11 protein-coding genes are annotated in these 12,308 nt (G+C 51.8%); 4 read left to right on the forward strand and 7 right to left on the reverse strand.

Translation table 11 applies throughout. The annotated features are described in order from the left end of the window. Positions 1-25 precede the first annotated feature (25 nt). The 3 genes from dgcJ to yeaG all read right to left on the reverse strand — a co-directional run bounded on the left by dgcJ (position 26) and on the right by yeaG (position 4,996). Positions 26-1,516 (reverse strand): diguanylate cyclase DgcJ, encoded by a 1,491-nt coding sequence (gene dgcJ, locus F384_RS05730; RefSeq protein WP_046497798.1) that lies wholly within the window; start codon positions 1,514-1,516, stop codon positions 26-28. A gap of 135 nt (positions 1,517-1,651) precedes the next feature. Beyond that, positions 1,652-2,935 carry a YeaH/YhbH family protein gene (locus F384_RS05735; protein ID WP_046479639.1) on the reverse strand — a complete coding sequence of 428 codons (1,284 nt, stop codon included), beginning with the start codon at positions 2,933-2,935 and terminating at the stop codon, positions 1,652-1,654. 126 nt (positions 2,936-3,061) lie between these two features. Continuing rightward, positions 3,062-4,996 (reverse strand): protein kinase YeaG, encoded by a 1,935-nt coding sequence (yeaG, locus tag F384_RS05740; protein ID WP_046479641.1) that lies wholly within the window; start codon positions 4,994-4,996, stop codon positions 3,062-3,064. Positions 4,997-5,440: 444 nt separating this feature from the next. Here yeaG and F384_RS05745 point away from each other — a divergent pair, with 444 nt between their 5' ends. Together F384_RS05745 and F384_RS05750 are read left to right on the forward strand one after the other, a co-directional pair. Further along, positions 5,441-6,187, forward strand: coding sequence for a MipA/OmpV family protein (locus F384_RS05745; protein ID WP_046479642.1), 747 nt, complete (start codon positions 5,441-5,443; stop codon positions 6,185-6,187). Between the two features lie 90 nt (positions 6,188-6,277). Next, a complete protein-coding gene (locus tag F384_RS05750; protein ID WP_046479644.1) occupies positions 6,278-7,132 on the forward strand; it encodes an aldo/keto reductase in 855 nt (284 codons plus the stop codon). Positions 7,133-7,253: 121 nt separating this feature from the next. Here F384_RS05750 and F384_RS05755 read toward each other — a convergent pair whose 3' ends face one another. Together F384_RS05755 and gapA are read right to left on the reverse strand one after the other, a co-directional pair. Continuing rightward, complete coding sequence (locus F384_RS05755; RefSeq protein ID WP_046479646.1) at positions 7,254-8,138, reverse strand: D-hexose-6-phosphate mutarotase; 885 nt, start codon at positions 8,136-8,138, stop codon at positions 7,254-7,256. A gap of 85 nt (positions 8,139-8,223) precedes the next feature. After that, positions 8,224-9,219 (reverse strand): glyceraldehyde-3-phosphate dehydrogenase, encoded by a 996-nt coding sequence (gapA, locus tag F384_RS05760; RefSeq protein ID WP_046479647.1) that lies wholly within the window; start codon positions 9,217-9,219, stop codon positions 8,224-8,226. A 342-nt stretch (positions 9,220-9,561) separates the two neighbouring features. Here gapA and msrB point away from each other — a divergent pair, with 342 nt between their 5' ends. Next, positions 9,562-9,975, forward strand: a complete 414-nt coding sequence (gene msrB / locus F384_RS05765) for a peptide-methionine (R)-S-oxide reductase MsrB (protein ID WP_046479649.1) — start codon at positions 9,562-9,564, stop codon at positions 9,973-9,975. Positions 9,976-10,016: 41 nt separating this feature from the next. Beyond that, positions 10,017-10,292: a YeaC family protein gene (locus tag F384_RS05770; RefSeq protein WP_046479650.1), complete on the forward strand. Its 276-nt coding sequence runs from the start codon at positions 10,017-10,019 to the stop codon at positions 10,290-10,292. Between the two features lie 45 nt (positions 10,293-10,337). Here the strand turns inward: F384_RS05770 and yajD are convergent, their stop codons facing one another. Together yajD and F384_RS05780 are read right to left on the reverse strand one after the other, a co-directional pair. Next, entirely contained in the window at positions 10,338-10,682 is a 345-nt protein-coding gene (yajD, locus tag F384_RS05775; RefSeq protein WP_042319478.1) for an HNH nuclease YajD, read from the reverse strand. 165 nt (positions 10,683-10,847) lie between these two features. Beyond that, on the reverse strand, positions 10,848-12,101 hold the full coding sequence (locus tag F384_RS05780) for a glycoside hydrolase family 18 protein (protein WP_046479652.1): 1,254 nt from the start codon (positions 12,099-12,101) through the stop codon (positions 10,848-10,850). Positions 12,102-12,308: the final 207 nt, after the last annotated feature.

The raw sequence follows: 12,308 nt of genomic DNA on the forward strand, positions 1-12,308 counted from the left end.
CGCGCGAAAAACACGGCAAAGATTATCACGAACGCTGACGATTTTGGTGTTTATTGAGGTAGAGCTGTTCGTCGGACGCGGTGTAGGCGTCATGCAGCGTATCGTTCGGCTGCATAATATAACTGCCTGATGAAAAACGAATATCCTTCTCTGGTGCGACGGTTCGCAGGTGACTGGCAATCCGTTCCGGCAGGCGAGTTGCCATATCAGGCTCGGCGTCTATCAGAATGATACAAAACTCATCGCCGCCGAGGCGAATGGCGTAATCGCTCTTACGCACCGACGCCTCGATGGCTTTCGCCAGCAGCGTGATCGCCCGATCGCCCGCGTGATGCCCCAGCGTATCGTTAATCATCTTCAGCTTATCAAGATCAATGGCGATAAAGGTCACCGACGCACCGGCACTGACTAACCGCTGTAATCGCTGTTCGAGCGTCGGGGTTAAAATTTTGCGGTTATACAGGCCCGTCATCGCATCGCTGATATTTTCGCGGGTGACATTGTGGTAAAGGCGGAAATGCAGTCTGACCATATTGAGGAGCAGGGCGGTCGCCAGCAGGTAAAACAAAAACAGTTTCCAGGACGAGACAATGAAATACAAAATATCGAGTGACAGCTCAACGTGCAGGCCACCGGGAAGATTGCTGACGTAATTGACGTACGGGAATAGGTTATTTTCGCTTTGATGAATAATAATTGTCTTATCGGAGTCGGTATCCGTGACGCTGGCATCAAGATAACGCCAGACCAGGGGGCGGTCGTGGGTAAAAACAATATTCTGCAAATTGCTTTTATTAATATCCACCATGACCATCCCTTTTAACCTACCGTTCAGATAGACCGGTGTTAAAAAACTCATTACGTTAAGTTCGGTACGATCATCCTGATAGATACTCGACAGAACGGTACGACCAGAAAATAATTCATCAATATCGGTCTGATGAATACCTAACGAGCCTTTTTGTAAAAAAGCCCAGTGATGCATGGCAAACTGGCGCGTATTGATCCGATCGTAGAAATAAATATATTGATTCTGTAAATCCAGATAATAATGAAATTTCTCTTCTGAAGTGGCGAGGCCTTTTCCATAATCAACCTGTTCCCGGTTAACCTTCACGGCCTGATCAAAGGCAGGAAGCAGGAACACATCGTTCGCGATACGCTCACAGTCATCAACGGAGGTCTGTAACGTGCCGTTGAGCGCGAGATAATTGTGCGTCGTCAGATTCAGACCATACACCGCGTTAACGCTTTCAAACGACTGGCAAATGGTATTGCGGGTTTCTGCCGGGACCGTTTTTCCGGGCGTTGCCAGGGTGCGCATCAGATGGGCGGCAATGCTCTGGTTCTGGTATTTATCATACAGAAACGAGGAGTCTGCTTTTTCGATGATATAGTGCATATAACTATTCATTGCCTTATGACTGGCAATAAGTTCATAGATCAAAAAAGACGATGTCAAAACGACAACACTTGCGGAAATAAAGAGCCTGAGCGCTTTATGAGGCAATTTCATGATAAACAACAACCCTCCTGGTCAGATGATCTATTTTATCACACGTCACAGAAACAACCTACCGAGCAATGGAGAGATGAAGTACAACGGCATGAAATGAACCAGCCAGAAGACTATTTTCCTGGCTGGTTAGGGTTAATTGGCGCTGGTGGCGCCTTGTTTCTGAAAAAGCTCGCGGAACACCGGATAAATATCATCCTGATCGCGAATATGCTGCATCGCAAAATTATCAAAGGTGGCCTGCAAATGCTCATATTCGCGCCATAGGGTCTGATGCGCGCGGCGGGTAATTTCGATGTAACTGTAATAGCGAACCACCGGCAGCAGTTTCTTCGCCAGAATTTCATGGCACAGCGGCGAATCATCCGCCCAGTTATCGCCATCCGATGCCTGTGCGGCGTAGATGTTCCATTGCGCAGGATCGTAACGCTCTTTCACAACCTCATCCATCAACTTCAGGGCGCTGGAGACAATGGTTCCCCCGGTTTCCTGAGAGTAGAAGAACTCATGCTCATCGACCTCTTTCGCCTGGGTGTGGTGACGAATGTAGACCACTTCCACGTTCTTATACGTTCGACTCAAAAACAGATAGAGCAGAATATAAAAACGTTTGGCCATGTCTTTTGTCGACTGATCCATGGAGCCGGAGACATCCATCAGGCAGAACATTACCGCCTGGCTGGACGGGTCGGGACGCTTCTCGTAATTTTTGTAACGTAAGTCGAAGGTGTCGATGAACGGCACGCGCTCGATTTTTGCCCGCAATTCGGCAATCTCTTTGCGCAACCGTTCCTCCTCCAGAAGTTGCGCCGGTTCGCTCTTGCTGATGGTGTCGAGATCCTGCTCCAGCGCGTGCAACTCACGTCGTTTACCTGCCGTCATGGCTGTCCGTCGGGCGAGGGAATTTTGCAACGACCGTACGACGCTGATATTGGCTGGAACGCCGTTGGCGGTATAGCCCGCGCGATGTGTTTTATACTCCGTAAGCTGACGCTGCTGGTTTTGCTTCAGGTTGGGCAGCGCTAAATCTTCGAAAAGCAGATCCAGGTATTCATCTTTAGAGATCTGAAAGACGAACTCATCCTGGCCTTCACCGTCCTGACTGGCCTGGCCCTGTCCACTTCCTGAACCACCGCCTCCGCCCTGCGGGCGCTCAATGCGGTCATTCTGCACGAAGTGGTCGTTTCCCGGATGGACGCGATGGCGCAGGCCGCCGCGTCCCTGATGAAACATCGGTTCGCTAATATCTTCCGTCGGGATGGAGACAGATTCACCGCTGTCTACATCGGTCACCGAACGCTTGTTAATGGCCTCGGAGATCGACTGTTTAATTTGTGCTTTATAACGGCGTAAAAAGCGCTGGCGGTTAACCGTGCTCTTATTTTTACCGTTAAGTCGTCGGTCAATGAACCAGGTCATATGTCCCCCGTACTGCATTTGCCAACTTTATGCGGCACCTGTAGTACCGGATACGCCTCGCTTATCCGGCCTACGGTTCGCTGTCGTTGTGGGCCCGGCCGGGAATGTGCCGCCGGGCCTTTGCTGTTAAGACGATTTACGTACGCGCAGATACCATTCGCACAGTAAACGCACCTGTTTACGGGTATAGCCTTTTTCCATCATCCGGTCGACAAAGTCGTCGTGTTTCTTCTGCTCATCGGTCGAGGTTTTGGCATTGAACGAAATGACCGGCAGCAGCTCTTCGGTATTGGAGAACATTTTCTTCTCAATCACGGTGCGCAGTTTTTCATAGCTGGTCCAGTTCGGATTCCGTCCGCTGTTGTTGGCCCGCGCGCGCAGCACAAAGTTGACGATTTCATTACGGAAATCTTTCGGATTGCTGATCCCCGCGGGTTTCTCAATTTTCTCCAGCTCAGAGTTCAGCGATTCGCGGTCAAACAACTGACCGGTATCCGGATCGCGGTACTCCTGATCCTGAATCCAGAAATCGGCATAGGTGACATAACGGTCGAAAATGTTCTGTCCGTATTCCGAGTAGGACTCGAGATAGGCGGTCTGGATCTCTTTGCCAATGAACTCGGCGTATTTCGGGATCAGATACCCTTTCAGGAACTCGAGATAGCGTTCAGCCTGCTCCTGCGGGAACTGTTCACGCTCGATCTGCTGTTCCAGTACATAGAACAGATGAACCGGGTTAGCGGCAACTTCGACATGGTCAAAGTTAAAGACGCGCGAGAGGATCTTAAACGCGAAGCGGGTCGACAGGCCGTTCATCCCTTCGTCAACGCCGGAGTAGTCGCGGTACTCCTGATACGACTTCGCTTTCGGATCGGTATCTTTCAGACTTTCGCCATCATAGACGCGCATTTTCGAGTAGATACTCGAGTTTTCCGGATCTTTCAGACGGGAAAGAATCGAGAAGCGCGCCAGCGTTTCCAGGGTTCCCGGCGCGCAGGGCGCATGAGTCAGTTCACTGTGGTTAAGCAATTTCTCGTAGATTTTGATCTCTTCGGAAATGCGTAAGCAGTACGGCACCTTCACGATATAAACACGGTCGAGGAAGGCTTCGTTGTTTTTATTGTTACGGAACGTCACCCATTCTGACTCGTTTGAGTGGGCGAGAATAATACCGTTGAACGGCAGGGCGGAGATCCCTTCGGTGCCGTTGTAGTTCCCTTCCTGAGTGGCGGTCAGCAGCGGATGCAGCACTTTAATCGGTGCCTTAAACATCTCGACAAATTCCATAATCCCCTGGTTGGCCCGGCACAGCGCGCCGGAATAGCCATACGCGTCCGGATCGTTCTGGGCGTGGTGTTCGAGTTTACGAATATCCACTTTCCCGACCAGCGCGGAGATGTCCTGGTTGTTCTCATCGCCGGGTTCTGTTTTGGCAATCGCGATTTGCGCAAGGATTGACGGCCAGACCTTCACCACGCGGAACTTGGTGATATCGCCACCGAACTCATTCAGGCGCTTGGCGGCCCACGGCGACATAATGGTGCCGAGATAACGGCGCGGAATGCCGTACTCTTTTTCCAGAATCTGGGTATCTTCCTGCGGATTAAACAGGCACAACGGGTGATCGTTCACCGGGCTGCGTTCACCGTTGGCGCTCAGCACATAAATCGGGACGCGCTGCATCAACGACTTCAGTCGTTCGGCAAGCGACGATTTCCCGCCCCCTACAGGCCCCAACAGATACAGGATCTGTTTCTTCTCTTCCAGCCCCTGAGCCGCGTGTTTCAGATAAGAGACAATCTGTTCGATCGCGTCTTCCATGCCGTAAAACTCTTCAAACGCCGGGTAACGTGCGATCACCCGGTTGGAGAAGAGGCGAGAAAGTCGGGGCTCCTGGGCAGTATCGACCATGACAGGTTCACCAATAGCCATCAATAGCCGTTCTGCCGCGTTGGCATAAGCACTGCGATCTTGCCGACAAGTGGTAAGAAACTCCTGCAGTGTGAACTCTTCGTCCTTGGCAGCTTCATAACGCTGGCGATAGTGATCGAATATATTCATGATATGCCGTCCTTTCGTTTTTTAGCACAGGTTAAGAGCCGTTCATATGAATAGTAGAGGCTCCCGGAAGAGGTAGACTGAACGACGTCATTTACTGTCTCGTATCAAAAAAACAGCAACTCTCATGCCAGCTTGTACAGCGTGAGACCAACGTGCCCGGCGATACAACTTCTAAATTAAAGCGTAGATGGCATTTGCAAAACTTGCATGCGCTCGCAAATGATTTTCAATGGCATATCAATAACTCATCCGCAAAAAGTGCATAGATAATGTAAATAATGCAGCAGGAGATCACACGGTTTTCATCCCACTGTAAGCCACGTGTCATCTCAGCCTGCAAAATTAGACGGTTACATTCTTTCATTAATTTGTAAAATGGTTGGGTTGTAACCTATTGGCGGTTACACTTTTGCCGCTGAACAATTGAATAAGGAAAGATGGATTGTGACCAAACTCAAACTTCTGGCACTTGGCGTGTTTATCGCATCGTCTGCTACTGTGGTGCACGCTGAAAGCAACCTGACGCTTGGCGCTGGCGTTGGTGTGGTTGAACACCCTTATAAAGATTACGACGCAGACGTTTACCCGGTTCCGGTGATCAACTATGAAGGTGACAACTTCTGGTTCCGTGGTCTGGGCGGTGGATACTATCTGTGGAACGACACCGCAGACAAGTTGTCGATCACGGCCTACTGGTCGCCGATGTATTTCAAACCTGGCGACAGCGACGATCGTCAGATGCGTCGTCTGGATAAACGTAAGAGCACCATGATGGCGGGCTTATCCTACGTTCATAACACCGAATACGGTTTCCTGCGTACCACGCTCGCCGGGGATACGCTGGATAACAGCAACGGTATCGTCTGGGATCTGGCTTGGCTGTATCGCTATACCAATGGCGGCCTGACGCTGACGCCGGGTATCGGTGTTGAGTGGAACAGTGAGAATCAGAACGACTACTACTACGGTGTGTCTCGTAAAGAGTCCGCAAGAAGCGGTATGCGTGGCTATAACCCGAACGACAGCTGGAACCCGTACCTGGAGCTGAGCGCGAACTACAACTTCCTCGGTGACTGGAGCGTTTACGGTACTGCACGTTACACCCGTCTGTCGGATGAAATTACCGACAGCCCGATGATTGACAAATCCTGGACTGGCCTGATTTCTACCGGGATCACCTACAAGTTCTGATTGTGCATTATTACGGTGCAACTTGTGCATCAAAACAGGGCGCTTGCGCCCTGTTTTGCATTACGGTGGTGCACAACAAAGGAGGATGTGATGACAGATAAACAGGTTGTCTTAGCTGACGGGGTTGTACTGCCTGCAATCGGGCAGGGGACGTGGTATATGGGTGAGAATCCCGGCCATCGTCGGGCGGAAGTGTCTGCACTGCGTGCGGGCGTCGATCTGGGGCTGACGCTCATCGACACCGCCGAAATGTATGCCGATGGCGGAGCGGAAGAAGTGGTCGGCGAGGCGCTGAACGGCTTACGTGAATGCGTTTTTCTGGTGTCGAAGGTTTATCCGTGGAATGCGGGTGGACAAAAAGCGATTGCCGCCTGCGAGGCCAGTCTGCGCCGTCTGAAAACCGACTATCTGGATCTCTACTTGTTGCACTGGTCGGGTAACTTCTCCTTTGCTGAGACGGTCGGGGCGATGGAAACACTGATTGCCCAGGGCAAAATTCGTCGCTGGGGCGTATCGAATCTCGACGTTGACGACATGCAGGCGCTGTGGCAGGTTCCGGGCGGCAGGGAGTGCGCGACTAATCAGGTGCTGTATCACCTGGCTTCACGCGGCATTGAGTACGATCTGCTGCCGTGGTGTCAGCAACGTCAACTCCCCGTGATGGCCTACAGCCCGCTGGCGCAGGCAGGACGACTTCGCAGCGGCTTGCTGAATCATCCCGTGGTTAATGAGATTGCGCATGCGCACAGTGCGTCGGCGGCGCAGATCCTGTTGGCGTGGGTCATCAGTCATCAGGGGGTGATGGCGATTCCGAAAGCGGCAAGCGTGGAGCATGTACAGCAAAATGCGGCGGCGCTGAGCATGACGCTTTCTGCTCAGGAACTTGCCGCACTCGATAACGCGTTTCCCGCGCCGAGAAGCAAAACGGCGCTGGATATGGTGTGACGATGCCGGATGTTATTTTTGTAGGCCAGATAAGGCGTTAGCCGCCATCTGGCATTGATTGCCGGGTGGTGATGCTCACGCATCTTATCCGGCCTACAGAAACTCCGGCATCACTTATTACTTAACGTCTGGTAACGCGAAGGGTTTGCGCCAGGCGGGACGGTTTTTCTTCGGTGGTCTTCTGTGTCGCGGTGGCGTAGGCCGTTTCCACACACACAAAGGTTTTGTAGCCATCGTCCGGCATATCGCCCATACTCGCGGACAGTGCCGGGCCCGGGTTCCAGCCAACCACGTTGAGGTGGTGATGATGCACGACGTCGATGTTGCGGTTCAGTGCGGCATCGTGAATCACGCTGCAGGCTTCCGGGTTCAGATAGACTCGGTCGGTACGATCCGGGAATGTCTGCACGCCATCGGTCAGCACATCTTCTTTTGCATTGTTCACCTTATCGATGAAACGATCGCCCAGACCGCTGACTTTCACCGCCGCGATATCGCCAACGTTGAAATAGGTATGCAGCGCGGAGGTCGTTTCAAATTCGCCGTGCGCTTCCAGTTCGATCTCGCAGGTTTTACCCACTTTAAAGCGTGCCAGCAGAGTAAAATCATGCGGCCAGTACTGACGGGTCGCTTCACTGCTTTGCAGTTCAAAGGTCAGCACCGCACCGTTGTCGTCTTCATTATGCGCTTTCAACGTCCACGGCAGGTTACGGGCAAAGCCATGCGCCGGCAGACCCTGCTGTGCTGACGGGCCAAACCACGGCCAGCAGATCGGTACGCCGCCGCGCAGTGCGACGCCATTTTTAAACGGTGTGTTGTTGCTCAGCCACAGAACCTCTTCTTCTCCGGCTGGTTTCCAGGAGAGCAGGTGCGCGCCCTGTAATGCGAAAGACGCTTTTACCTGCGGATGGTCGACGACAATGACATCCAGCTCGTCGAGCTGACGGCGGGAGAGGACAGGGGTAATGTGTTCGATTACCGGAAGTGCAAAAATTTTATTAATCATGATGCAATCCTTGATTCAACCGTAAACGAGAAGCATAAAAAAAGGCGACCGAGGTCGCCTTTTTGGATCAGGTTCTCATCTCAACTTATTTGGAGATGTGAGCGATCAGGTCCAGAACTTTGTTGGAATAACCGGTTTCGTTGTCGTACCAGGAAACCAGTTTCACGAAGTTGTCGTTCAGTGCGATACCGGCTTTGGCATCGAACACGGAAGTGCAAACTTCACCGTTGAAATCGGTAGAAACAACGTCGTCTTCGGTGTAACCCAGAACGCCTTTCATCGGGCCTTCGGAAGCGGCTTTGATCGCTTTCTTAATGGTTTCGTAAGAAGCGGCTTTTTCCAGACGAACGGTCAGGTCAACAACGGATACGTTCGGAGTCGGAACGCGGAACGCCATACCCGTCAGTTTGCCATTCAGTTCTGGCAGTACTTTACCGACCGCTTTAGCTGCACCGGTAGAGGATGGGATGATGTTCTGAGCTGCGCCGCGGCCGCCGCGCCAGTCTTTGTGAGACGGGCCATCAACGGTTTTCTGCGTTGCGGTGGTTGCGTGAACAGTGGTCATCAGACCTTCGATGATACCGAAGTTGTCGTTGATAACTTTAGCCAGCGGAGCCAGGCAGTTGGTGGTGCAGGATGCGTTGGAAACGATGTCCTGGCCAGCATATTTGTCAAAGTTAGCGCCTTTAACAAACATCGGGGTGTCATCTTTGGACGGGCCAGTCAGTACGACTTTCTTCGCGCCAGCAGTGATGTGTTTACGAGCAGTTTCGTCGGTCAGGAAGATACCGGTCGCTTCAGCCACTACGTCAACACCAACTTCGTCCCATTTCAGGTTAGCCGGATCACGTTCAGCGGTAACACGGATTTTTTTACCGTTAACGATCAGATGACCGTCTTTCACTTCAACGGTACCGTCGAAACGGCCGTGAGTGGAGTCATATTTCAGCATGTAAGCCATGTATTCAGCGTCTAACAGGTCGTTGATTGCAACGATCTCGATGTCAGAACGTTTCTGAGCAGCACGGAAAACAATGCGACCGATACGGCCAAAACCGTTGATACCTACTTTGATAGTCATATATTCCACCAGCTATTTGTTAGTGAATAAAAGGTTGCCTGTAAAATTACAAAAACCTTACGCAGCGTCAAGCGGAATCGTGTCAATCATTGCGACAAATCAATCCTCTGTACAAGCTTTGCACGGCTGACTCGCCTCACTCTTCCATTGGGCTTGAAACCACATGGGGGCGGCGCCCCGAATTTTAAAGGGCAACTGAGATAAAAATGTGATTTGCATCACGATTCACAAGCTGCCATTTCGCAAGGATCAAGTTTAGAACAAAAGTCTGCACTGAGGTGTTAATGTTTTGTTAGAATCTGTCGTGCAATGTCAGCGTCATGAAAAGTGAGATGTGAGCAAATGGCGAACAAACCTTCTGCGGAAGATCTGAAGAAAAACCTGTCTGAAATGCAGTTCTACGTGACGCAGAATCACGGCACAGAACCGCCATTTACCGGGCAGTTGCTGCATAACAAGCGTGACGGCGTCTATCACTGTTTGATCTGCGATGCGCCGCTGTTTACCTCCCAGTCCAAATACGATTCCGGCTGCGGCTGGCCCAGCTTCTACGAGCCGGTCAGTGAAGAGTCGATCCGTTACATCAAGGACTTCTCGCACGGTATGCAACGTATTGAAATTCGCTGTGGAAACTGCGATGCGCATCTGGGACACGTCTTCCCCGATGGCCCGCAACCCACCGGCGAACGTTACTGTGTCAATTCAGCTTCTCTGAGCTTTACCGACGATGAAAACGGTGACCAGACCAAAGGTTGAAAAAACGATTCAGCAAATTATTCCATAGGAGCGGACTTATCATGAATCTTGATGAGATAGTTAACAGCATGACGCCGGAAGTCTACCAGCGCTTATCCACCGCTGTTGAACTGGGAAAATGGCCGGATGGCGTGGCGTTGACGCCGGAGCAAAAAGATAACAGTCTGCAACTGGTGATGCTCTGGCAGGCGCGCCACAATACTGACGCTCAGCATATGACGATTGATACCAACGGGCAGATGGTGATGAAGAGCAAGCAGCAACTGAAGGTCGATTTTGGTATTACGCCAGAACCGATTGCGACGTTTAAATCCTGATAGCGCGCAGTGAGGCCCGGCATTCTGCCGGGCTGACGCGATGGATTATTTTTTATTCAGCATGGCCTTCAAATCGGCAAAAGGGTTGTACGTGGCTTCGCCGACGCTCTTTTGCGCATCCTCGCCTGCCACCACCGTGGAACCGTACTGATCGGCTTCGGTATATTTGGAATGCTCATGATCGTGGCAGTACAGGCACAACATCTCCCAGTTGCTGCCGTCTTCCGGGTTGTTGGAATGATCGTGATCGATATGATGTACCGTCAGTTCGCGAAGATTTGAATAGACAAACTCGCGGGAACAGCGGCCGCAGACCCACGGAAAGAGTTTCAGCGCCTTTTCCCGGTAGCCAACTTCCAGACGGGCGTAATTTTTAGGGATGAAAGCCATATAATCCCATGCCTCCAGTTGAAAATGAAACGTGACGTCAAACGCTGACGCAACGGGGTGGGGCCATCATAACCGATCCCGTTTCGCGTCACACACCTCATCGGGCAACGTGCGAAAAAAATGCCCTGTGCATTCGCACAGGGCAATATCAGCAATGAGCGGCGCTTAGTGTTGAATACTTAAGGATTCTGCCAGCTGTTTCGCGAGCTGGTTATTGTCGTCCGCGCCATACTCCCAGAACATCGCGCCTGCCAGTCCGCGCTTTTTGATGTACTCCGCTTTGATTGCCACCGAACGAGGATTTTCATAAGAAAGGGCAAACAGTGGCTTACCGTCAGCCGACTGAACGGACAGCCATGGCACCATCGCCTGAGCGTCCCAGTGTTCGGTAAAATGCTTTTGCGGATCGTTGAGGAACGTTTTGACAATATCGTTGTACTTCACATAGGTGTCTTTGGTCAGATCGACACCCAACGATTTAAACAGCGCGATCTCCTGTTTGCCAAAGTAAGGCTGAGTGACCGGATTTTTTTGTGCGTCCGGCTTCGTCCAGTCAATTCCCGGCTCTACCGTACGTTTGGGAACGCGACCGTAAAAACCGATCCCCAGATTCATCTGTTGGGGTTTTAGTCCGGCGGCAAGGTAGTTGTTGACCACAAAGTCGACGCTGTATTTATCGGCAGTTGCCACGGTTGGCCAGTCCTTAGAGTCATACAGGTTGGCGTTGAAATACTGCGTTCCGTAGGCCATGTCGTAAGTCATCAGGTTGATGTAGTCGAGCAGCGGCGCAATCGCCTTCACATCCACCCAGCTTTTCGGACTTTCCGCATTCGCCCCGACGGCAATCGTCACCAGCTTCTGATGACCGACCGCCTGGCGCAGTTCTTTCAGCAGCAGCGTGAAGTTCTCACGATCGGCGGGCTGGCTGGCAACCAGTCCCCAGGCGCCGTTGACCGGGTATTCCCAGTCCAGATCGATACCGTCGAGTCCGTATTTCTGCATGATGTCCATGGCGGACTGAATAAACACGGCGCGCGTTTCCGGCGTCGCGGCGGCTCCCGAGAATCCGCGCGCCCCCCAGCCGCCGACAGAAAGCAGGACTTTCAGCTGTGGGTTCTGTTTACGCAGTACCGGGAGCAGGGCGAGATCAGACTCCACTTTCGGCGACAGCCAGATCTGATGAAGCTTTGCAGGATCTTTTAGCGCAGCGTTGGTTTCGTCTTTTTCAGCGTTGTAAATCAGGCCGAACGAGTAGTTGAGGTGGGTAATCTGGCGGACATCCAGTTTGTTGATATCGCCGCCCGGTCCGGCGGTGACATCTCCACCGCCGTTGAAGTAGCCGACGGACATCATAGAACTGGCGGACGCGACAGACGCGCAGAGCAGGGGTAATGCTGCCAACAAGGGCAAACGTTTCATAGCGATCCTCTTTGACATTAAAAAAAGCAAACACGCCACAGAAATGGCGTGGCGAAAAAACAACCTGAACAAACTAGCACCTTCGTGCAGGAAAAACTACGAAGGTGCTCACGCCATTATTTGCAAAGCCACTTCCACATTCCTTTGTTTTCACGGATCAGTTTCTTTGTATTTGTGATCTGAGTTGTGAAATGCAGGATTAAATCT

It is taken from the genome of Citrobacter amalonaticus Y19 (genome assembly GCF_000981805.1).
Classification (GTDB): domain Bacteria; phylum Pseudomonadota; class Gammaproteobacteria; order Enterobacterales; family Enterobacteriaceae; genus Citrobacter_A; species Citrobacter_A amalonaticus_C.